Origin of the sequence: Mesorhizobium sp. BAC0120, from assembly GCF_033542235.1 — a bacterium.
Lineage (GTDB): Bacteria > Pseudomonadota > Alphaproteobacteria > Rhizobiales > Rhizobiaceae > JAWRCU01.
This window is the reverse complement of record NZ_JAWRCU010000003.1, coordinates 153,599-174,618: the sequence shown is the minus strand read 5'-3', so window position 1 is coordinate 174,618 and position 21,020 is coordinate 153,599. Positions and strand designations below refer to the sequence as shown.

19 protein-coding genes and 1 pseudogene are annotated in these 21,020 nt (G+C 63.4%); 14 read left to right on the top strand and 6 right to left on the bottom strand.

Annotation, left to right across the window (positions count from 1 at the left end; translation table 11 throughout):
- Positions 1–12: 12 nt before the first annotated feature.
- From SAZ10_RS07655 to SAZ10_RS07640, 4 genes are read left to right on the top strand one after another with little or no spacing between them, the layout of a single operon-like run.
- Positions 13–1,119: a sugar ABC transporter substrate-binding protein gene (locus tag SAZ10_RS07655; RefSeq protein ID WP_318608620.1), complete on the top strand. Its 1,107-nt coding sequence runs from the start codon at positions 13–15 to the stop codon at positions 1,117–1,119.
- Complete coding sequence (locus tag SAZ10_RS07650) at positions 1,116–2,669, top strand: sugar ABC transporter ATP-binding protein (protein WP_318608619.1); 1,554 nt, start codon at positions 1,116–1,118, stop codon at positions 2,667–2,669. Before SAZ10_RS07655 ends, SAZ10_RS07650 begins: the two co-directional genes overlap by 4 nt.
- 8 nt (positions 2,670–2,677) lie before the next feature.
- Complete coding sequence (locus tag SAZ10_RS07645) at positions 2,678–3,634, top strand: ABC transporter permease (RefSeq protein WP_318608618.1); 957 nt, start codon at positions 2,678–2,680, stop codon at positions 3,632–3,634.
- Positions 3,634–4,884 carry a M20 family metallo-hydrolase gene (locus SAZ10_RS07640; RefSeq protein ID WP_318608617.1) on the top strand — a complete coding sequence of 417 codons (1,251 nt, stop codon included), beginning with the start codon at positions 3,634–3,636 and terminating at the stop codon, positions 4,882–4,884. The genes SAZ10_RS07645 and SAZ10_RS07640 overlap by 1 nt, the downstream gene beginning before the upstream one ends.
- Positions 4,885–5,136: 252 nt before the next feature.
- On the opposite strand, the pseudogene tet reads toward SAZ10_RS07640, so the two are convergent.
- Positions 5,137–6,252: pseudogene (tet, locus tag SAZ10_RS07635) on the bottom strand (Tet(A)/Tet(B)/Tet(C) family tetracycline efflux MFS transporter); the annotation flags it as partial.
- Positions 6,253–6,409: 157 nt separating this feature from the next.
- Here tet and tetR point away from each other — a divergent pair.
- Positions 6,410–7,039: a tetracycline resistance transcriptional repressor TetR gene (gene tetR / locus SAZ10_RS07630; protein ID WP_318608616.1), complete on the top strand. Its 630-nt coding sequence runs from the start codon at positions 6,410–6,412 to the stop codon at positions 7,037–7,039.
- A 6-nt stretch (positions 7,040–7,045) separates the two neighbouring features.
- On the opposite strand, the gene SAZ10_RS07625 is transcribed toward tetR, so the two are convergent.
- Both SAZ10_RS07625 and SAZ10_RS07620 read right to left on the bottom strand, forming a co-directional pair.
- The gene (locus SAZ10_RS07625; protein ID WP_318608615.1) at positions 7,046–7,840 is read right to left on the bottom strand and encodes a GNAT family N-acetyltransferase; all 795 of its coding nucleotides are present in this window, start codon (positions 7,838–7,840) and stop codon (positions 7,046–7,048) included.
- A 124-nt stretch (positions 7,841–7,964) separates the two neighbouring features.
- A complete protein-coding gene (locus SAZ10_RS07620) occupies positions 7,965–8,888 on the bottom strand; it encodes a LysR family transcriptional regulator (protein ID WP_318608614.1) in 924 nt (307 codons plus the stop codon).
- A 257-nt stretch (positions 8,889–9,145) separates the two neighbouring features.
- Between SAZ10_RS07620 and SAZ10_RS07615 the strand changes: the two genes are divergently transcribed.
- From SAZ10_RS07615 to SAZ10_RS07575, 9 genes are all read left to right on the top strand, one after another.
- Positions 9,146–10,180, top strand: a complete 1,035-nt coding sequence (locus SAZ10_RS07615) for an extracellular solute-binding protein (RefSeq protein WP_318608613.1) — start codon at positions 9,146–9,148, stop codon at positions 10,178–10,180.
- Positions 10,181–10,311: 131 nt separating this feature from the next.
- Complete coding sequence (locus tag SAZ10_RS07610) at positions 10,312–11,166, top strand: ABC transporter permease (protein ID WP_318608612.1); 855 nt, start codon at positions 10,312–10,314, stop codon at positions 11,164–11,166.
- Positions 11,163–11,957: an ABC transporter permease gene (locus SAZ10_RS07605; protein ID WP_318608611.1), complete on the top strand. Its 795-nt coding sequence runs from the start codon at positions 11,163–11,165 to the stop codon at positions 11,955–11,957. Before SAZ10_RS07610 ends, SAZ10_RS07605 begins: the two co-directional genes overlap by 4 nt.
- 41 nt (positions 11,958–11,998) lie before the next feature.
- On the top strand, positions 11,999–12,826 hold the full coding sequence (locus SAZ10_RS07600) for a nucleoside phosphorylase (protein ID WP_318608610.1): 828 nt from the start codon (positions 11,999–12,001) through the stop codon (positions 12,824–12,826).
- Positions 12,823–13,917: an ABC transporter ATP-binding protein gene (locus tag SAZ10_RS07595; protein WP_318608609.1), complete on the top strand. Its 1,095-nt coding sequence runs from the start codon at positions 12,823–12,825 to the stop codon at positions 13,915–13,917. The genes SAZ10_RS07600 and SAZ10_RS07595 overlap by 4 nt, the downstream gene beginning before the upstream one ends.
- Positions 13,914–14,852, top strand: coding sequence for a carbohydrate kinase family protein (locus SAZ10_RS07590; protein ID WP_318608608.1), 939 nt, complete (start codon positions 13,914–13,916; stop codon positions 14,850–14,852). The genes SAZ10_RS07595 and SAZ10_RS07590 overlap by 4 nt, the downstream gene beginning before the upstream one ends.
- Positions 14,849–15,907 carry an ADP-ribosylglycohydrolase family protein gene (locus SAZ10_RS07585; protein WP_318608607.1) on the top strand — a complete coding sequence of 353 codons (1,059 nt, stop codon included), beginning with the start codon at positions 14,849–14,851 and terminating at the stop codon, positions 15,905–15,907. The genes SAZ10_RS07590 and SAZ10_RS07585 overlap by 4 nt, the downstream gene beginning before the upstream one ends.
- A gap of 1 nt (position 15,908) precedes the next feature.
- Positions 15,909–16,742 carry a creatininase family protein gene (locus SAZ10_RS07580; RefSeq protein WP_318608606.1) on the top strand — a complete coding sequence of 278 codons (834 nt, stop codon included), beginning with the start codon at positions 15,909–15,911 and terminating at the stop codon, positions 16,740–16,742.
- 35 nt (positions 16,743–16,777) lie between these two features.
- Positions 16,778–17,017 carry a hypothetical protein gene (locus SAZ10_RS07575; RefSeq protein WP_318608605.1) on the top strand — a complete coding sequence of 80 codons (240 nt, stop codon included), beginning with the start codon at positions 16,778–16,780 and terminating at the stop codon, positions 17,015–17,017.
- A gap of 195 nt (positions 17,018–17,212) precedes the next feature.
- Here the strand turns inward: SAZ10_RS07575 and SAZ10_RS07570 are convergent, their stop codons facing one another.
- The 3 genes from SAZ10_RS07570 to SAZ10_RS07560 form a co-directional block, all read right to left on the bottom strand.
- Positions 17,213–18,661 carry a sulfatase-like hydrolase/transferase gene (locus SAZ10_RS07570; protein ID WP_318608604.1) on the bottom strand — a complete coding sequence of 483 codons (1,449 nt, stop codon included), beginning with the start codon at positions 18,659–18,661 and terminating at the stop codon, positions 17,213–17,215.
- A gap of 38 nt (positions 18,662–18,699) precedes the next feature.
- Positions 18,700–19,617 (bottom strand): NAD(P)-dependent oxidoreductase, encoded by a 918-nt coding sequence (locus SAZ10_RS07565; RefSeq protein WP_318608603.1) that lies wholly within the window; start codon positions 19,615–19,617, stop codon positions 18,700–18,702.
- Positions 19,618–19,687: 70 nt separating this feature from the next.
- A complete protein-coding gene (locus SAZ10_RS07560; RefSeq protein WP_318608602.1) occupies positions 19,688–20,980 on the bottom strand; it encodes a sugar ABC transporter substrate-binding protein in 1,293 nt (430 codons plus the stop codon).
- Between the last annotated feature and the right edge of the window lie 40 nt (positions 20,981–21,020).

The following is a 21,020-nucleotide window of genomic DNA, read 5'->3' as shown; positions in this document are numbered from 1 at the left end:
AGGGAGAAACAGATGAAACGCGTTGCAAAGATCACAGGCATGGCATCCGCATTGGTGCTGGCGGCGCTCGTGCCTGCCTCCGCACAGGATGGTGTCGAGAAGGCCAAGGAGAACATTGCGGCCTATTCCAAGATCCCGGACTTCGTGCCGGCCGGCGCCCCCTTCGATGCCAAGGCCTGCATGGCCGGCAAGAAGATCTTCACGATCCCGGCCTCGAGCGCGATCCCCTTCATCAAGACCATCAGCGACCATAAGACCGCGATCGCGAAGGATCTCGGCTTCGAACATATGGAGTGGGAGAACCAGGGCAATCCTACCCAGTGGATCCAGGGTATGGACTACGCCTCCAATAACGGCTTCGGCCTGGTGAGCCTGCTGGCGGGGGCGGACCCGCGCTTCTTCGAGCCGCAGGTGATGCAGACGCAGGCCAAGGGCGTCAAGGTCGTCACGTCGCATCTGACCGGGCTGGAGCAGGATGCGCCTGCGGGCGTCGATGCGGCCGTCGCCATCGACTACCGCAAGGCCGGCGAGTTGATGGCCGACTGGACCATCGCCAAGACCGGCGGCAAGACCAATGCCCTCGTGCTCGTCTCGAACGAGGCGCTCTCGACGGACTCGATTGTCAGCGGCCTCAAGGAGGCCTTTGACACGCGCTGCACGGATTGCAAGTACGAGATCGTAAACGTGCCGATCATCGACTGGGCGACCAAAGTACAGCCGACCGTCGCCGGCGCCCTGCAGTCCAACGCCGATCTCAACTACGTCATCCCGATCTATGACAGCATGTCGACCTTCGTCACGCCGGCGATCGCCATCGCAGGCCGCGGCGAGCAGGTGAAGGTTGCCACCTTCAACGGCACGCCCTTCGTGCTCGACATGATCCGCGCCGGCGACGTGGAGATGGATATCGGCGAGAACCTCGACTGGATCGCGCACGCCATGCTCGACGCGGAGATGCGTCTGCTCTGCGGCAAGGAGACCATCCGCGACTCCAAGGTGCCGCTGCGCGTCTTCACGGCTGAGAACATCACTGAAGTGGGCGATCCCGCCGACGCCGCCAAGGGCTACGGCGACGCCTATGTGGAGGGCTATCGCAAGCTCTGGCAGAACGCCGAGTGACCGGAACGTCTGTTCCCCGGCTGGCGATCAGAGGACTGACCAAGTCCTTCGGCGGGGTCCACGCGCTGTCGCGTGCGGACCTTGCCGTGATGCCCGGTGAGATCCACGGTCTGCTTGGCAAAAACGGTTCGGGGAAATCCACCCTAATCAAGATCCTCTCCGGCTATCACAAGCCGGAGGAGGGCACTCTCGAAGTCGATGGCAGGACGGTGCCCCTGCCCATCCCGCTCGGCCGCAGCGAGGAGATCGGCCTCGCCTTCGTCCACCAGAATCTCGGCCTGCTCCTGGAAGCCACCGTCCTGGAGAACCTCATCGCGGGTGATCACGCCCGCGTCGGGCAATGGTTCGTCAACTGGAGGGCCGAGGCGGCCCGCGCACGACGGCTGTTCGAGCAGCACCATCTCGACCTTGATCCCTGGGCGACCGTCGGCGATCTCTCGCCCGTAAAGCGGGCGCAACTTGCCATCGTACGCGCGGCCGACAGGGTCGGGTCGCATAGCGAACATGCTTCACCCGGCCTGCTCGTGCTCGACGAGCCGACCCCCTTCCTGCCGATCGAGGGCGTGCGCGAGTTGTTCGTCTTGATGCGCCGGCTGAAGGAAACGGGCGTCAGCATCGTCTTCGTGTCGCACGACATCGACGAAGTCATGGAGATCACCGACCGCATTACCGTCCTGCGCGATGGGCAGGTGATCGACAGTTTCAATACTGCAGGCACAAGCAGGGCGCGCACCGTCGAGGCGATCGTGGGCCGTTCCCTGTCGCAGCAGAGGCTGGTGCATGCCGCGCCCTCCACAAGCGCCCCGGCGGTCTCTGCCAGCAAACTCTCCGGCCGGATCGTCAGAAACCTGGACCTCGACGTTGCGGGGGGCGAAATCCTAGGTCTGACAGGGCTGATCGGCTCGGGCTATGACGAGGTCCCCCGTCTCCTCGCGGGGGCTCAGCCTGCCAGCGCCGGACGGCTCGCCATGGCCGGTGGCGCTGTTCATGATCTCGCCCGTATTCGGCCGGCGGATGCGATCGCCGCCGGCGTCGCCTTCATACCCGCCGACCGTCAGAAGCTCGGGCTCGCGCTTGATCTCAGCCTGACTGAAAACGCCATGCTGCCAATGGCCGCGCGTGGCGACCACCGATTTCTGCTCGACCATCGCGCGCGACAGGCGAAAACGGCCGAACTGATGCGCCGCTTCGTCGTCAAGGCGGAGGCGCCGCAACAGGCTGCGTCGGAACTGTCGGGCGGCAATCAGCAGAAGCTGCTGCTCGCCAAATGGCTACAGCTCGAGCCGAAGCTGGTGCTCCTCGACGAGCCGACGCAGGGGATCGATGTCGGCGCGCGCCGCGAGATCTACGAGCGCCTGCTCGAAGCCTGCGCCGGAGGTGCAGCCGTCATCTGCGCGACTTCGGAGTTCGAGCAGCTCGAATTGATCGCGCATCGCGTCCTCGTCTTCGAACGGGGCCGCATCAAGGCTGAGCTTCGGGGCGACGAGGTCACGAAATCTTCCATCGAAGCGGCCTGTTACGGAGAAACCAGGACATATGAGCATGCCTGAGGTCGATCATGGCTAATGCCGGCTACCAACTCGAACGGTTCGGCCTCATCATCGTGTGGCTGGCTGTGATCGCGATCTTCGGGGTCCTGCGTCCCGAAACCTTCCTCACCTGGTCCAACTTCTCCAGCATCTTCGGCTCGGAAGCGGTGCTTGTCATTATAACGCTGGGCCTCATCATCCCGCTCACGGCGGGCGACTTCGATCTCTCCATCGCCCAGACGCTCACCTTTGTGTCGATGCTCACTGCGATCCTGAGCGCCCGCATCGGCGTGCCGATCGGGTACATAATCCCTATCGCGCTCGCAGCGGGCGCCCTGGTCGGCCTGCTCAACGGGGCGATCACTCTCTATTTCCGCGTCCACTCGCTGATCGTAACGCTGGGCGTCGGCACCTTCCTGCATGGCATCACCTTGTGGATGAGCGACAGCCAGACGATCAGCGGCGTGTCCCGCGTGCTCATGCAGTACGTCATCATCCAGCGGATCTTCGGCGTTCCCGTCAGCTTCTACTACGCAGTCGTGCTGGCCGCGCTCGTCTGGTATGCCCTGTCCTATACCGCCTTCGGCCAGCAGCTGCTGTTTACGGGCCGCGGCCGCGAAGTCGGACGCCTGACCGGTGTCGCCGTCGGCCGCGTGCGCATCACCGCCTTTGTCGTATCGGGCATGATGGGAGCCTTCGCCGGTATTCTCTATACGGGCACGACAGGGTCGGCTAACCCCACTTCGGGCACGACGCTGCTGTTGCCGGCCTTCGCCGCTGCCTTCCTTGGCGCCACCTGCATCAAGCCGGGCCGCTTCAATGCGTGGGGCTCCGTGATTGCTGTCTATTTCCTCGTCACCGGCATCAATGGCCTGTCGGTGCTCGGCTTCCGCACCTTTGTCCACGACCTCTTTTATGGCGGGGCGCTCGTGGTTGCGGTGATGGTTTCGCAGCTCGTCAGCGGGCGCAAGGAAAGGACCCTCTGATGAACTATCCGGCAAACAGGTCGCCTTCGACGATCTCGATCGACGCGGAGCGGCTCTGGTCACGACACATGGAAATGGCGCGAATAGGCGCGATCGACGGAACCGGGTCATGCCGGCTGGCCATGACGGCCGAGGATGCGGAAGCCCGCGAACTACTCGCGTCCTGGTGCAGACAGGCCGGCCTTGATGTGCATGTCGACGGGGCCGGCAACATGTTCGCAGTTCGCCCGGGCAGTGATCCCCAGCGCCTGCCTGTCGCCTCGGGCAGCCATCTCGACACGCAGCCGCATGGCGGCCGCTTCGACGGGATTTCCGGCGTGCTCGCTGCGCTCGAAGTCATCGAGACGCTGAACGACGAAGGGATCGAGACCGCTGCGCCGCTCGCCGTCGTGAACTGGACGAACGAGGAGGGGGTCCGCTACGCTCCCGGCCTTCTTGGTTCGGCCTGGTATGCTGGCCTGCTCGACGACGAAGCGCTTGCCCGCGTCAAGACGGCCGACGGCACGCCGTTCCTGCAAGAAGCGCGCGAGCGCGGCTGGCTCGGCGACAGCGCCGACAAGTTTCCATTGGGTGCCTTCGTGGAACTGCACATCGAACAGGGCCCGACCCTCGAGCGGGAAGGTCTTCAGGTGGGGATCGTGACCTCTGTGCAGGGGCTGCGCTGGCTTGACGTCGAGGTCAGGGGGACCGACGCGCATGCCGGAACGACGCCGCTGGACCAGCGGCAGGACGCGCTGTTCGCCTCGGCCCGCATGCTGGTGGCTCTGAACGAAATAGGACGCCGGTACGGCTCCGCGGCGCGGGTAAGCGTCGGCCAACTGCGGACGGCGACAGACGGTCCAAGCACCATCGTCGGTCATGCATCGTTCGTCGTCGACATCCGGCATCCGGATGCAGACACGCTCGAACAACTGACCCAGGAATGCGTAGCCGTCTGCGGGACGACCGGCAAAGCGTCCGGCTGCGAGGTGGCTGTTTCCGAACGCATCACCATTCCTCCGACGGCATTCCACGACACCTGCATCACGGCCCTGGAGCGCAGTGCGGAAGAGCAGGGATACTCCTGTCGCCGCATGGCAAGCGGCGCCCTTCACGACGCGGCCAATGTCGCCAAGGTCGCCCCGACTGCGATGATCTTTGTGCCGTGCCGCGACGGCGTCAGCCACAATGTGAAGGAATATGCTTCGCCGGAAGATCTGGCCGCGGGGACAAATGTACTGCTGCATGCGGTTCTGAAGCTCGCACGATAGAGCGGCAGCATGGGCCCGACCTCAAGCCGCGGCAGCTTTGCGCTCGGCGCAAAGCCGGGTGTCGGGCCTGGTCGAACGGAACGTTGACAGAGACATTCGGGACGGCTTGCGCTCCTGCTGAACGACCAGGCTCTTATGAAGCTCTTATAAGTCTCGCCGGCGATCGCCGTCGTCTGAGTTTGGGCCCCAATCTTCGCTTCGGGTACCGAGGCTGACCATTTCTTCGTAATTGCGGATCAGCGGCCGGCGCGCGGCAAGAGGTCTGCGGAGTATCGGCAGGCACACCAGATAGAGCGCCGCGCCCACGACCCAAGCCCAACCACTCCACGTTACCCTGGTCGAGGAATAAAGCACCGTGAACCCGAGCGGCCCAATAATAGAGCTTAGATTGGTCAGACTCGTGAGCATTCCTTGCAACGCTCCTTGCTCATCGCCACTGACGCTTCTTGAGAGCATCGCCTGCAAGGCGGGCATACCGATTCCACCGGCAGCAAGCAGGAAAAGTATCGGGAGCACCATCCATCCTTGGGTGGCAAATGCCAGAAAAAAGAATCCTGCCGCATCCGCTGCCATGGCAAAGAGAAGTGTGCGGTGTTCTCCGAGCCAAGTTGAAAGCGGTCCAGTTACGAACGCCTGGAAGATCGCATGCACTGCACCAAACGCCGCCAGCGACAGGCCGACTGTCGTGGTGTCCCACTGAAAACGGTCCTCCCCATAGATGACCCACAGGGCAGCAGGTACTTGGCCGATCAGTTGAACAATAAAAACGACGGCAAGAAGCGCCGCCAACCCGCGTAGCGGATTATCCAGCCGGAACAGGATGATTGGGTTGAAGCGAACCGGAATCCCGGTCTTGCCATGACCGCGGCCAGTCTCCTTGAGGAAGATGTAAGCAAGCAGGAACCCTCCGCCATTGATCATCGCGGCGGCAATGAATGGAGCATGAGCGGAGATGCCACCGAGCGCTCCCCCGAGTGCGGGTCCGGCAATCATTCCAGTGCCATAGCAAGCCCCCATGTAGCCGAACCAGCGCGCGCGGGAACTTTCCTTTGTCGAATCCGCAATGGTGGAGGCAGCCACCGCCCCGGTTGCTCCCGTGACGCCGGAGACAAGCCGGCCGATATAGAGCACCCATAATACAGGCGCTGATGCCATGATCATGTAATCGACCGCTGCTCCTGCAAGAGAAGCCAGAAGCACCGGCCGACGGCCTCGGACATCCGACAGTTGACCGAGAAGCGGCGCAAAAAGGACCTGCATCAATGCATAGAGGGATAGCAAAGCGCCATAATGTCCGGCCACCTGCCCGGAGGGCACAAGCTCACGCAAAAGCGTGGGCAGCACCGGCATTATGAGGCCGAACCCCATTGCGTCGAGGCTGATTATCAGCAGGGCAATGATGGAGGGCTTGTTCACTTGAAAAGACCCAGGACCTACTCCGGTAAGAACGGAATTTATCAATGATAAGGACGTGGACACGAACCTTATCAATGATAAATTGTCAAGCCATGAGAGCGGAAGATGGATGTCCAAACTGGATAAAGAGACCGTGGTCGAGGCGGCGTTGGAGTTGCTGAATGAAGTCGGCATGGACAGGCTGACCACACGGAAGCTTGCTGAGCGCCTCAACGTTCAGCAGCCAGCGCTTTACTGGCATTTTCAAAACAAGCGCGCCCTTCTCGATGCGTTGGCCGAGGCAATGCTGGCGAAAAGACACGCACGCGCGCTCCCCCATGAGGGCGAGGACTGGCGTGTATTTCTGAAAGAGAATGCCCTGAGCTTCCGAACCGCGCTACTAGCCTATCGCGATGGCGCGCGCGTCCATGCAGGCACGCGGCCGACACAGCCGCAGTTTGGAACTGCCGAGGCACAGATCCGGTTGCTCTGCGCTGCGGGCTTCGACCCGAAAGCTGCTGTCTGGGCGCTCGCAGCGATCAGCCATTATGTCATAGGGTCTGTTCTTGAGCAGCAGGCGGCCGACGTCGACCACGCGGTGCGACAAGAGTTGGACGCGCCTGAAGGGGCAGTACCCCCCTTTTTGCATGATCTTTTTTGCGAACTGCAAGATTGCGGAATGGATGCTGCCTTCAACTTTGGGATTGAAAGCCTCATTTCCGGATTTGAGCAGATGCTTGGCTCACCGAAGGCAAACTAGACTTGCCTAACGGGTGAAACTCGCGCTGTCGTTGGAAGTCGCGATCCCACAGACCAGATCCGGCTCGGGCCGAAGCCCGCACGACTCGACCATACGCCGGGATGGCACGTTCGAAGGCGACACGAGCTCATAGATGTGTGTGGCATCCAGCTCGCGGAACACACTGACGATCATGCGAGCGTTGACATAGTTGCCAAGGCCTTTGCCTCGCTGCGATTGCGCCACCGCGACGAGCCCACCCCAAGCATAGCCGTGATATGGACTGTAGGTATTGTGCGGCAGGTAGCCATGCGCAGCCGCCAAAACGGCTCCCTTGTCGTCGCCTACTGCCAAAGTTGTCGCCGGGCCAAACGCTCCAACGAGCAGCGAACCGGAAAACGGCACCACACCGGCTCCCCCCATGAGCGCCTGAATGCGCGCCGTGTACTCGCCTTCGGGATCGGTCGGCCTCTCCAAATCGATCAAGCCATTCGGCGGGCCCCGGGAGACGATCGTCTCCGACGCCGCCAGAGCAGTGGCCCGGTCGGCCAGGAACACATCCCAGGTGTCGAACCGGAAATTCCGCTCCGCCAGACGCGATTTGAGTTCCTCTGCCTTGCCCGCCGGGATCAGGCGGAAACCGCAGACGCCGTCACGGTCGATAAATTGCTCGATCCGCTCCCACCCGAGCCGATCCGTATCGTCGCAGCCCATCGTGCGGCCGGTCTGGCACAGGCCGGGCGTCGCGTTGCTGAAAGCGACGTTCGCTTCGGCCTGCGCTTGCAGGCGTCGCTGCATCTCCGTGCCGAAGTAGCCCGACATGGGAGTTCCCCTCTTGCAAGGAAAAGCATAATCGGTTCGGCGGACGCAGCCAATGAATTCCACATCTCGCCCCGTGAACCGTCACGCTCTTCAGGCGCTCACGGCACCACGTGACGTCATCTCGCTAAGCCGGCGGTGAATTCAGCCGGGCGTAATCGATGAACTCAGCCTTCAGGATTTCGATGAACAGTGAAAGGTAGCTGGGAAGCGGGCGGCGCCTCGGGCCAAGCATCGTCACGCGCGACGGTTCAATCACCCCGGGTTCGAGCGGAATCCAGATGAGCTTTCCTTCGCTGACTTCCGTCCGCACCCCGAGGGACGACATGAAGGCGATGCCGAGCCCTGCCTTGACCAGCGCGGTGACCATGCTCGGTCTTTCGGCGTGGGCCACGATCTGCTCAAACTCGTGCTCTCCCTGGAAGAGCGCGTTGAGGCGGCCGACCGAGAGCCAATGCCCGCCGGGAGCCACTACCGGATAGCGCGTGCAATCTTCCAAGGACACGCTGGCATGGTTTTCCAGCGGATGGCCCGGCGCGACAATGACACCGATCGGGTCGATCTCGGAATGGACGATGTCGACCCGGATGTTCGAGCTGACGTCGTAGGCAATAACGACATCGGCATCCTGGGTCAGCAATTCGTTGATCATGCGGTATGTGTCGCCGGACATCACAATATGATCGACACGTGGAAAGTGAGCTTGGAGGCGCGCCATCGCCCTCGGCAGGATGTTGTCGAAGAACGACTCGGAAATGGCGATCCGGATCGTGCCGCGCACGCCGTCGCTCCGCCCACCGATTTCCTGCATCAGGAGGGTGGTCTCGCGATCCCAGCGCTTGATCTGGGTCAGCAGCGCCTGCCCCGCCACAGTGGGACGTATCCCCCGCGGCAGCCGTTCGAACAGTTCGACGCCCATTTCCTGTTCGAGGAGCAGGAGCTGCCGGTTTACGGCCGAGGAGGCGACGTGAAGCTGATCGGCGGCCTTGCGGATCGAGCCGAGTCGGATGGCAGACTCGAAATAGCGAAGCGACGTCTTGAGAAGCTGCATCGATCCTGCCTGCCAGCGCTCGAAAAATTCGATCAGTAAGAGCCAATTTTGCTGCTAGCGCAACAATAAACGTTGCAGCTAGCATTCCGGAGTTGGGTGGCAAACCGCTTTGACAGGTCGGCTGTGCGAGTCTACCCGCACGGGCAGGAATCTCCCCGCAGGTATGAACGGGGAGCTCTCGCCGGCGGCGGCAGGCGTCGCGATTTCGATTTGCCTGCGTTTCGAAGGCGCAAGGCAAGAACAGTGAGGGGAGTGAGATGAGACTGAACAAGCTTCTGGGCACCGTATTCGCCGGCGCGACGCTGGCTTCGATGCCCCTTGGGGCACACGCGCAGGACTTTACCGGCAAAACCCTGGTCGTCGGCGTGTGGGGCGGCGATATCGAAAGGCTGCTGCGCCAGAACGCCGCAGAACCGCTGGAGAAGGAGACCGGAGCGAAGGTCGAGTTCGTGCTTGGCGGCTCGGGCGATCGGATGGCCCGCATCTATGCCGAGAAGAACAACCCGACCATGGATGTGGCGTTCGTCAACATCTACGAGGCCCCGCAGGCCCTGCAAGACGGCATTGTCGTGGCGCCCGATCCCGATGGCGACCTGTACAAGGCCATCTGGCCAGGCATGAACAATGGCTGCTACGCCATGAGCATCAACGCCCTGGGCATTGCGTACAACAAGAAGCTGATGCCGCAGCCGCCCGAATGGGCCGACATGTGGAAGCCCGAATTCAAGGGCAAGATCGCGCTTGCGCCGTACCCCAGCACGGAGTCCGACAGCATCCTCGGCATCGCCGCGCGGGTGGCGGGCAAGGACGAGCATGACGCCGACGCGGCTTTCGGCAAGCTGGCCGAGCTGACGCCGGTCGCGCTCACCTACACCAGCCTGGACGAGATCTTCGGCATGATGGACGCTGAGGAGGTGGCGATGGCGCCGATGATTTCCGGCTTTGTCATCGCGGCCCTCAAGGACCATCCCGACCTCGGCTTCGCCTTCCCGAAGAATCCCGGCCCGGTGGTCGTGCGCGACATGCTCTGCCTGGTGAAGAATTCCCCCAATCCGGAGCTTGCCAAGAAGTTCGCCGAGCTGGCGATCGGCGTCAAGAACCAGACGGACTATGCCGAGCAGCTCTTCTTCGGCCCGACCAACAAGAATGTCGAGCTTCCTGCCGACATATCAGACAAGGTCGTCGACAAGCCGGAAGAGGTGGACAGCCTGGTTCAGCTCGACTGGCCCTATCTCATGAGCCAGCGGAGCGCCTGGACCCTGCGCTGGAACAAGGAGATCCTCGGCCAGTAGGGGACCGTTACCTGAAATCGAGAAGGCGGCTGCGGACCTCTTCGTGCAGCCGCCTTCTCGGGCGCAGTCTCAGCGGCCGGGCTTTGCCTGGGCCGATGTGCGGCGCGTTCGGAGCCGAAAGCCGCGATCACATGAAGAAGAACGCAACCCTGCTTTTGCTGCCGGCTCTGATCTTGTCGGGCGGCGTATTCCTGGCGCCGTTCGTCTGGCTGGTGCTGTCCAGCCTCAAGGTGAGGGCTCCCGGCTCGCTGATGCTCCAGGACGGCCTCACTCTCGCCAACTATCATCGGCTGCTGGAGGATCCGTTCTTCGCCCGGGTCATGCTGGACACGGTCGTCCTGAGCGGCGTCACCACGCTGGCATGCCTGGTCATCGCATTGCCCGTCAGCCGCTTCATCGTCCGCAGGGCGGGCCGTGCCAAGGGCCTGCTCCTGGCGCTCACGCTCGTCCCTCTCGTCTCTGGAGCCCTGCTCCCCGCGCTCGGGCTCATCCACCTTCTGGGGCCGCTGGGGATCTTCAACGGCATCCTCAAGGCGTTCGGCCTCATCGGATCTTCCCTGCGCCTTCTCGGCACCAAGACGGGGGTGATCGTAGGCCTGGTCCAGTCGTTCCTGCCCCTGATGATCCTGCCGCTGGTGAATGCCATGTCGCGCCTGCCGCGCGACGTCGAGGACGCCGCGGCCTCGCTCGGTGCGCCGCCCGCCACGGTCTTCCGCCGCGTCGTGCTGCCGCTCAGCGTCCCCGGCATCGTGGCCGGAGCCGTGCTGGTGTTCTGCGCCTGCCTGACCAGCTTCGTGACGCCGCAGATCCTGGGCCAGGGCAAGATCGCGACCTTTGGCATCATCGCATATCAGCAGGCCGCGCTCGTGCTCGACTGGCCTTTCGCCTCGACGCTGGCGGTGGCCATGCTGGCCGTGCTGGCGGTGTGCCTGCTGGTGACGACCGGACTGCAGAGCCTTGTCACCCGCGGCAGGAGGGCCGCATGAAACAAGAGACGCTGCTCTCCGCCATCGGCGCGGTGTGGACGATCCTCGCCTACATCTTCCTGCTCGCACCGATCGCTGTTCTCGTCTTCGCCTCGTTCGACAATGCGGCATTCTTCCGCTTTCCACCGGCCGCCTATTCGCTGCATTGGTATGAGGCCGCGTGGGCCAGCGCCGAATACCGCTCGTCGGTCGGCGTCAGCAGCCTGGTCGCAGTGGTAGCCGGCCTCATATCGGTCGTCTTCGGCTCCTGCGCTGCCTTCGCGCTCTCCCGCTACAAGATACCCGGCGCCGGCATCATCACCGCCGTCCTGATGGCGCCGCTGGTGCTGCCGCTCATCGTGTGGGCGATCTCGCTGCTGCAGATCTATTCGATGGTCGGCATCAGCGGAACATTGCTGGCGCTGGTGCTCGCCCACGCCGTCGTCACCATGCCCCTGACCACCCGCATCATGATCTCCACCTTCGAGCGGCTGGACCCGCAGATCGAAGCCGCTGCTGCCTCGCTCGGCGCACCGCCTCTGACGGTTGCCCGTCGCGTCACGCTGCCGCTGGCCATGCCGGGGCTGGTGTCCAGCGCCGCGCTTTCTCTGCTGATCTCGTTCAACGACGTCGTCGTCTCATCCCTCATCGCGGGCGCCAGATGGCTGACATTTCCGGTGCGGGTCTACGCGCAGCTGCGCGGAGAAGGCATCGACCCCATCACGCTGGCCATCGGCGCCCTCATTATCGCCCTGGTGCTCGTCGTGGTCCTGCTGGGGGAATGGGCATTCAAATGGTCTCGCCAGCTCTAGCGCCGCCCCTCTCCCAGACACAGCACAGACCGAGGTTCATCATGTTGCAGGACTATCCCTATCTCGACCGCATGCCGTCCTTCGCCCGAGACGGGGTTCCGCTCCTCACCGGCTTCCGGCGTGACACGATCGCTCCATCGGTGGTCCTCGCGGTGCGTGATCCGCTGGTCGTCGGTGAAGGCGCGGCCGACGATGCCATCACCGCCTGCCTGGACGATGCCGTCGTGGTGGCAAGGACCGGGCTCTTCACCACCGTCAGTGGCACCTATCGGGGCGTGCCGATATCCGTCGTATCGGGGGGGAGCGGCTCCCCGGAAGCCGAGCTCGCCCTGATGGATCTCTTCAACTACACCGACGCCCGGACGGTCATCCGCATCGGCGGCTGCGGCGGCTGGGGCGAGAAGGTGGGTGTTGGCGATGTCGTCATCTCCTCCGGCGCCGTGCGCGACGAAGGTATGACCAAGAGCCATGTGCGTACCGAATATCCCGCCGTTGCCGACTGGCGGGTGGTGAGGGCGATGGCCGCCGAGGCGGCGGAGATCGGCTGCCCGCACCATGTCGGCATTACGCGCACCGGCGACAGCGAATATTGCGGCTGGGGGCGGCCTGGCCCCGACGGCTATCTGCAGGACGACCATAAGGGGATCATCGACTACTGGCGGCGCGCCGGCATCCTCAACACCGATCGCGAGACGGCGGCGGTGCTGACGCTTTGCACGCTCTATGGCCGGCGCGGCGGCTCCGTCTGCTCGGTCGGTGACAATGTCGTGACCGGTGAAGCGCATCGTTCGGGCGCCGGGCAGAACGCCGCGATCCTGGTCGGCCTCGGAGCGCTGGCGCGGCTCGCGCAGGAAGAGCAGGCAAGATGACCGACGCACCGGTGCAGCTTTCGATCGACTCCGTCGTCAAGAAATTCGGCGCCCTGACCGCGCTCAAGGACATTTCCCTGGACGTGTCGAAAGGGGAGTTCGTCGCGCTGCTCGGGCCGAGCGGCTGCGGCAAGACCACGCTGCTGAAGATCATCGCGGGCCTGGTCAAAGCGGATAGCGGCACCCTCACGCTGGAAGGCCAGCGCATCGACGACGTGCCGACCTACAAACGGGACATCGGCATCGTCTTCCAGAGCTACGCGCTGTTTCCGCATATGAGTGTCGAGGCCAATATCCGCTTCGGCCTGGAGATGCGGCGCGTGCCGGAGAAGGAAGCGCGCGAGCGGGTCGCCGAGGCCCTGGCCATGGTGAAGCTCGAAGGCTTTGCCCGGCGCATGCCGCAGGAGCTGTCAGGCGGGCAGCAGCAGCGCGTGGCGATCGCCCGCGCCCTGGTCATCCGTCCCCGGCTGCTGCTCCTGGACGAGCCGCTCTCCAACCTCGATGCGGTGCTGCGCAAGAGCGTGCGCGTGGAGCTGCGCGAGCTGCACGAGAATGTCGGATTGACCACGGTGATGGTGACGCACGACCAGGAGGAGGCCATGAGCATGGCCGACCGGGTCACCGTCATGGCTAATGGCGAAATTCTTCAGCACGACACGCCAACGATCATTTACGAGCGGCCCGCCACGGATTTCGTCGCCGGCTTCGTCGGAAATCCGCCGGCCGTGCTGGTCGATCTCGCGCAGGACGGCGGTGGCGGCTGGCTGGTTTGCGGTCAGCCCTACGGCCCTGAGACAGCACTCGGGCGGAGGTTGCACGGGCTGCCGGGCCGCGAACTGCGGCTCGGGCTGCGCCCCGAACGGCTGGCCTTCGTCTCCGGAGAAGCTTCGGCCGACTTCATCGGCCACATCACGTCCTGCGAGTATATCGGCGGGTCGTGGCTCGCGCATGTCGATATCGGCGGCGCCCGTTTGACCGTGCCGTCCGCGAGCCAGCCTCCCGCGCACGGTACGACCGTCTACATGACGATCGCAGACGGCGAATTGCTGGCCTATGACCGGGTTTCGGGTCAGCGGGTCGCCGCCTCGTGAGCACCGGCGCATTTTATTGTCTCGGCCCGGTCGTACTGGACAAGGTGGTCAAGGTCGATAACCTGCCCGGCCACGACGAGAAGGCCTTCATCCAGTCGATGACGGACGTCGCTGGCGGCCCGCCGCGCAATGTCGCGGCCGCCTTGGCCCGCTGGCGGGAAGAGGCACTGCTGATGGCGCCGGTAGGCGACGACGAGACCGGCCGTAGCCTGCTTGCCTCGCTCGAGGAAATCGGCCTGACGACATCGGGCATCGATATCGTCTCCGGCATGGCGACGGCTTTCACCATCGTCATCCTCGACGACACCGGCGAAAAGGCCATCCTCATCGATCCATTGGGCGAAGACACTCTGGCACGGATCGGTCGGCGCCTCGCGCCGAAGCCGCACGACATCGTCATCACCAATCTCTATCACGCCGGCGCCGTCGCAACGGCGATGAAACGCGCGCGTGCCGCCGGTGCCCGCGCCGCTCTGGACCTCGAATTGCCCGAAGCCAAGCGCTGGGGTTGGGAACAGGCCTTCGAAGTGGCCCGGCTGGCGGATTTCGTGATCGCCAATGCACAGTTGCTGGCCGGCTGGATTGAATTTGAAAAGCTCGACCTGCCGATGGCCGAGGCCGGCGAGCGGCTTGTGCAATTCCTGGCGCGGAACGGATCGAGAGCCTGCGTGACGTTCGGCGCGGGTGGCCTGATCGCCTGCGATGGCGAGACCACCTTCACGCTGCCGGCGCTGCCGATCACTCCGAAGAACACGACCGGAGCAGGCGACGTTTTCCTGGCCGCCTTCGCGAAGATGTCCGGCGAAGGAAGAGGTTTCAAGCAAGCCCTGATCTTCGCCAGTACGGCCGCCGGCCTGTTCGTCGAAGGCGGCCTTCCCGACTGGAGCACCGTTGAGCGGCGCGCGCAGCCGCTGATTGATGAAAGGATCAGATGATGCATGAGGTAACGCTTTCCGGCCGGGTCGAGCGGGTTCTACTCGCCGCCTGCGCCGGCGACGCGCTGGGTGCGGCCACCGAAGGGATGCATCCCGATGAGATCGTCGAGGTTTTCGGCGGTCCGGTGATGATGCTGTCGCCGCCGCCGCCGAAGGCCCCCTTCGCGCTGGGGCTCGCGCCGGGAAGCCTCACCGACGACGCCACGCAGATGCTCGTCATGGCGAGGATGCTGGTGGAACTCGACAGGGCGCCCACGCTGGCGGACGCAGTGGAGGGGTTGATGACCTGGGCGGACGACGAGGAAATGTTCCGCCGTTTCGCCGGACCGACGACGCGCCTGGCCGTGGAGCGCCTTCGCGGCGGCACCCCGCCCCTCGAAGTCGCGACGCCGGACGTCTATTCCTGCACCTTCGGCACATCGAACGGCGCGGCGATGCGCGCTCCGGCGGCCGGTTGCGCGCGCATCGGCGACCTGGCGGGAGCGGCCGAGCTGGCCTGCCTGCTGGCAGCGCCGACGCACAACACGCAGATCGCCTATGAAGGGGCGGGCGCAGTGGCCGCCGCAGTCGCCGCCGGCCTGGGGGGAACTTCCGGCGGTGTCTCCGCCATCATAGATGCCGGCCTCGATGGCGCCAGCTTGGGAGCTGCCCAGGCTCCGGTGAGCGGGCGCCTGACGGGAGGCGTGGGCGTGAAGCGGCGCCTCGCGCTCGCGGCCGAAATCGGCGAGCGCTTCGCGGGCGATATGGATGGCGCGGTGCGCGAGCTCACGGAAGTGATCGGCAACGGCGTGGCCATGGCGGAAGCGGTGCCGCATGCCTTCGGCCTCGTTGCCGCCGCCGAGGGCGACCCCTGGAAAGCCATTGTTGCCGCCGTCAACGGCGGCAACGACAGCGACACGATAGCCATGATCGCCGGTGCGATCGCCGCCGCCTGGTGGCCGGACGATGCCGTCCCCACCGGGATCGCGAACACGGTCAAGACCGTCAACGATCTTGATCTGGCGCCGGTCGCGGCAGGTCTCGTCGCTCTGGGCAAGGCCGGAAAGGCGCGCTGATATGGCAACTTCGCGATTCTGGTACGAACTCACCAGCGATGAAGCCGCGGCCTTGCCGGACAACTGCGTGGCCGTGCTGCCGGTTGCCGCCATAGAGCAGCACGGGACGCACCTGCCGCTCGGCACCGATACATTCATCAATCGCGGCATCCTCGAGCGCACGCGGGGTATGCTCTGCGAAACGGTGCCGGTGGTGATCCTGCCCGAGCAGACGGTGGGCGCCTCGCAGGAACATAGCGACTATGCCGGCAGTCTCTATCACCCCGCTCACAAGCTCATGGGCCAGTGGACGCGCGTGCTGGAAGGGGCCGTAAGATCCGGTCTGAAGCGGCTGCTTGTCTTCAACAGCCATGGCGGCCAGACGGGTCTGCTCGCCCCGGTGTGCCTCGATCTGCGGGTGCGCTATGACGTCGTCGCGGCCTATGCCACCTGGTTCGACGCCGGCTACCCGGACGGCCTCTTCGACGAGGTGGAGATGTGCTACGCCATGCATGGCGGCGCCGTCGAGACGTCGCTGATGCTGCATCTGCGGCCGGACCTCGTGCGCATGGGCAAGGCCGTCAGGGCGCCCTACGGCGCAGCTTCGATCGAATCGGCGACGCAGCAGCTGTCGGCTAACCCGAAGGAGGGCCGCCTGGGCGGCCTGGGCTGGAAAAGCCAGGACATCAGCATGCATGGCGTCGACGGGGACGCAGCCTCCGCCACGGCCGAAAAGGGGCGCCTGCTTCTGGACCACATCGCCTCGCGACTGGCGGACCTGCTCCGCGACCTTGCCGGCGGCGGACTGCCGCTGGTGAAGCACCCTCACCCTGCCTTCTCTCCGGCGGAGCGCTGAGGCTCCCCCAAAGGCGCCTTCTCTAGGGATCGTCGATGATGATGCAGTGGATGGAGGCTGTCGGATATCTCGCGACAGCACTTGTGGCAGGCTCGTCGCTTGCCCGGTCGATGATCATCTTGCGGACGCTCAGTGTCGCGGGATCGAGCATGTTCGTGTTGTACGGGCTGGCGACGCAGACTTACCCGATCGTCCTGCTCAATCTGTTCACCTGTGTGGTCAACGTCGTGCAGATTTTCTTTCTTCTGAGGAGAGACGAAAAGGTGCGGGCATAGGCTTGCTGCTGATGAGCTTGCGCTCTTGAGATCTTAGGCCTGCTCCGCAGCAAATGGCCTGTTGCACGCGGTTCTGAAGCTGGCACGGCAGATGGTGGCTAATCCGGCTGCGCCAGCTTCGGGTGCGTCCCTTTGTCCGTGAATCGGATTTATCCGAAAACCGCGACGCACTTTTCGGTCCGATGCACGGGATCGTCAGGAGATGTCGGGCTTCTCGCCGGGCGCAGGCGTGTAGCCGAGGGTCCCGCCCGCCAGGATCGCTTCACGCCCACCGTGAAGCGCTATCCGTACTTCCTGTTCGGCCTTGGCGGCGGCGTCCACTTTCACCGGATCGAGCAGCTCGCGCAAGGTGTTCCGCATCCGAACCAAGTCCGCATGATAGTGCTGGTCGCCAGCGAGGTCGTGCAACTCGTCCGGATCGTTATCCAGATCAAAGAGCTGCTCCGGATAGTTCACATAGTGCACATATTTCAGTGAGCCCTGCCGAAGCATGGTGATGCCGCCAGTGGAGCAGGTCGCATGATACTCGGACAAGACAGGGTATCGCCGCTGATCACCTTCGATCTGTGCCAGCAATGAGGTCCCGGGCAGGTTTTGGTCTTCGGCGCTTGGGCTCACGCCGATGAGTTCCAGCACGGTCGGATGGATGTCGACATGTGAGACCGGCGTCGAGATCTGTCTGCCTGCCGGTATGCCCGCGCCTTTGATGATCAACGGTACGCCGACCGAATCTTCATACATTGTCGACTTCCCGAACAGGCCGTTGCGGCCCATGTTATCGCCGTGATCGGACGTGTAGATCACTGTGGTGTCTTCGGCGAGCCCGAGCTTCTCAACAGCCTCCAGTACACGCCCCACCTGTGCATCCATGAATGTCACGAGTGCCAGGTAGGCCGAGAGGGCACGGCGAACCTGCTTCTCGGTGAAGCTGGGCAGGAAATTCATCAGCCGTGCATATTCCAGGATTGCGGGATGAAGATCGTCCTGGCTCGGAAGTTCCGCTGGCAACACGATCTCGTGCTCCGGATAGAGAGCCAGATATTCGGCTGGAGCCTGCAACGGGAAGTGCGGACATACGAAGGAAACAAAAAGCAGCCAGCCCGTCTCGCCCTCCCGTCCGTCAGCATGCGCGCCGAGCCATTCTGTGGCGAGCTTGGCAGTCGTCTCATCATATTGCTGATAGGCGGTGCGGCCCTCGCCGGCCTCTTCGATATACTTGCGCGCGCCGTGACGAACCGGCGGACCGTTACGGATCATTCCGACCAGGTCACCAAGTCCGCCGATGACATGCATGGGAGCTATCTGTCGCGAGAAACCGGTGTCGTCCGTGTCGTTACGATAGTGAAGCTTGCCGATCGAAACGCATTCGTGGCCCGCCTCGATCAGGCGATGTCCCCAGCCCTTGACCAAGCCGTCATAGGGGAAGGCATTGTCCCAGTAATGGTTCTGGTGCGGATAAAGTCCGGTCGCGAAGCCTGCACGCGCCGGCACGCAGATGGGTGACGTGCAATATGCTCTCGTAAAACGCGTTCCGGCGGCGGCCAGCTTGTCGATGTTGGGCGTCTTGACCTGCGGATGCCCTGCCACCCCCAGGCTTCTCGGGCCGTGTTCATCGGACATGAGGATAATGAGGTTGCGACCCACTCTTGAAACCTTTCACTGTCTGGTCGGATGGCGGGCGGTCAGTGCCGGCCCACTGAGAAAAGGCGGCATACCTGGGTGAAATCGGCATTCGACAGGCCGCTGGCCTCGGCCTCGGCGAAAAGAGCCGAGGATAGGCTGGAAAAATTCGAACGCGCTCCCGACTGCTTGGCGATGATGTTGTAGAGATGCGAATCCTTGGCAGCGATCGCGAGGCGGGCAGTCAGCTCCTCGCCGGCCGGCGCGATCATGAGCGGCGCCGTGTTCCGGAAAAGCGGCGTGTTCGCCATCCCGGGGGCAGCGGAAACGAAATCGACGAAGGCCTTGCTGGACAAGCCTGAGGCCTCGCAGATGCCGATTGCCTCCGCTATGGCGTTGAGCTGGACAAGGCCAAGACCGTTCTGGATGATCTTGAAGCGAGAGGCCGCACCCGGCGGACCGGCGATGGTGAAGGCTGAAGCCAGCAGCGAAACGACTTCAGCGATGAGATCCGGCAAATCGTCCTTCTGCGCGACGTCGGTGGCCGACAGGAGCATGTGCAGCTTACCTTCGGCGGCGTCGCGGATCGAGCCGACGACCGGCATCTCGAAATGTGCACCGCCCGCCGCGGCCACCCGCTTGCCTGTTTCGACAGCAAGTTCAGGCGGCACGGTTGAGAAATCGATCGTTGTCTGCCCGGGGATCAGGCGATCTGCCAGCCCTCCTGGCCCGCAATAGACCTCATGCACGGCCTCCGCAGATGGCAGGCAGGTCATCACGCATCGGCTGTCGTTGGCGGCAATATCGATCGAACTTGCGAGCTCGAAACGTCCTTCCGTCGCTGCCAGGCGTTTCATCCGGTCTTGATCGCGGTCGTAGCCCACGACGCGAAACTTCCCCGACTGTTCCAGACGGAGAGCAAGCGCCAAGCCCATGCTGCCCAGGCCGATGAAGCCGATCTTGGTGAGATGCTCAGTCATGGAACTTCCGAACAAGGCGAATGAAAGAAGCGTGCGCACTGCCGAGGGCGGTGCGCACGCTTACGGCTCTTTACTGACCCAAAGTTCGGTCGATTTCCCGGTCGGCATTCGAAAGTTCGTCATTGGCGTCGCCGCCCTGGATAATGCTCTGCAAGGCAGGCGTCACCGCGTCCAGGATCGCATTGACCTGGGGATTGTTGATGGGCAGCGGATCTGACACCGGCAGCGTATCGACGAATGCTTGGATATACGGGTCCGCGCCCATCTTGCCCTGTTTCAGGATGTCAAGGCGTCCGGTCGTGAGCTGCTGCGAGGTTTCGTAGAAGTACTCCACGGTATCCTTGTTGCCGAGCACGAAGGAGATGAACTTTGCAGCGAGTTTCTTGTTCTTCGCCTGCTTCGTCATGACAAGCATGTTGGAATTCTCGATCTGCTTCACCTTGCCATCGGCGGCGGCGGGCACCGGCGCGATCCAGACATCACCTTCCGGGGCGACTGAAAGCTTGCCGCCGGAGAGCTTCTCGACCAGACCGCGAAGCCACGGACCCTCGAAAATGAAGCCGGCACGACCCTGAGCAAAAACGTTTCGCGAACCCTGGATGTCGAACGCTTCCTGGCTGCAACCACGGCGGATTACGTCCCGGTACCAATCGAACGCCTTGCGCACGCCGTCATTATTGAAGGAGACCTTGCCCGACTCGTCGACGACCGAACCGCCATTCGCCCAAATGATCGGCAAAGCCCAGTGAGCCGAGTTGGGATTGCGTGCAGTGCGTAGGGATACACCGTAGATCTTGGCATCCCCGTCTCCACCAAGCGCGCAGATCTTGTCGACAGCGTTGGTGAACTCGTCCCAGGTCTTGGGTGGAGAATCGGGATCGAGTCCTGCCTTCTTCATCAGCGTGCGGTTGTAGCCCATGCTGATTGGGCCCGGCAGCCAGTCCAGTGCAAGAACTTTGGAATCAATGGTTGCGGCATCCAGAGAGGCCTTCGGGAACTGCGCGATCTCATCGGCGGGAAGATGATCGCTCAGTGGCTCCAGCGCGCCCATGCCGGCGAGCTGCGGAACCCAGCTCGAGGCGATCTGGATGACATCGGGTGCGTTGTTGCCCAGGATGGCGACTGTCGCCTGGTTGAGCGTGTCCTCGAAGGGGGTGCCGATATATTCAATCGTCACGCCAGGATTCTGCGCCTCGAAATCCGAGACGATCCTCTCCCATCCGGCCTTCTGAAAATCGAACAGGCCGACCCATCCCATCATCTTGATCGATTCTGCATGTGCGCTCGCGGCAACGCCGGTCGCAAGCGCCGAAGCCGCCAGAATGGCGGCCCATCTCCCAGTAGCTCGTTTCAACATCTTCATTTGCACTTTCCTCCCTATTGATCCGGAGAGAACGTCCCGT

Coding starts and splice junctions, on each gene's coding strand:
- SAZ10_RS07640 (WP_318608617.1), top strand. CDS start 3,634: ATGAACTATCCGGCAAACAGGTCGCCTTCGACGATCTCGATCGACGCG.
- SAZ10_RS07655 (WP_318608620.1), top strand. CDS start 13: ATGAAACGCGTTGCAAAGATCACAGGCATGGCATCCGCATTGGTGCTG.
- tetR (WP_318608616.1), top strand. CDS start 6,410: ATGTCCAAACTGGATAAAGAGACCGTGGTCGAGGCGGCGTTGGAGTTG.
- SAZ10_RS07580 (WP_318608606.1), top strand. CDS start 15,909: ATGGCAACTTCGCGATTCTGGTACGAACTCACCAGCGATGAAGCCGCG.
- SAZ10_RS07595 (WP_318608609.1), top strand. CDS start 12,823: ATGACCGACGCACCGGTGCAGCTTTCGATCGACTCCGTCGTCAAGAAA.
- SAZ10_RS07610 (WP_318608612.1), top strand. CDS start 10,312: ATGAAGAAGAACGCAACCCTGCTTTTGCTGCCGGCTCTGATCTTGTCG.
- SAZ10_RS07620 (WP_318608614.1), bottom strand. CDS start 8,888: ATGCAGCTTCTCAAGACGTCGCTTCGCTATTTCGAGTCTGCCATCCGA.
- SAZ10_RS07645 (WP_318608618.1), top strand. CDS start 2,678: ATGGCTAATGCCGGCTACCAACTCGAACGGTTCGGCCTCATCATCGTG.
- SAZ10_RS07565 (WP_318608603.1), bottom strand. CDS start 19,617: ATGACTGAGCATCTCACCAAGATCGGCTTCATCGGCCTGGGCAGCATG.
- SAZ10_RS07625 (WP_318608615.1), bottom strand. CDS start 7,840: ATGTCGGGCTACTTCGGCACGGAGATGCAGCGACGCCTGCAAGCGCAG.
- SAZ10_RS07605 (WP_318608611.1), top strand. CDS start 11,163: ATGAAACAAGAGACGCTGCTCTCCGCCATCGGCGCGGTGTGGACGATC.
- SAZ10_RS07600 (WP_318608610.1), top strand. CDS start 11,999: ATGTTGCAGGACTATCCCTATCTCGACCGCATGCCGTCCTTCGCCCGA.
- SAZ10_RS07560 (WP_318608602.1), bottom strand. CDS start 20,980: ATGAAGATGTTGAAACGAGCTACTGGGAGATGGGCCGCCATTCTGGCG.
- SAZ10_RS07575 (WP_318608605.1), top strand. CDS start 16,778: ATGATGATGCAGTGGATGGAGGCTGTCGGATATCTCGCGACAGCACTT.
- SAZ10_RS07585 (WP_318608607.1), top strand. CDS start 14,849: ATGATGCATGAGGTAACGCTTTCCGGCCGGGTCGAGCGGGTTCTACTC.
- SAZ10_RS07615 (WP_318608613.1), top strand. CDS start 9,146: ATGAGACTGAACAAGCTTCTGGGCACCGTATTCGCCGGCGCGACGCTG.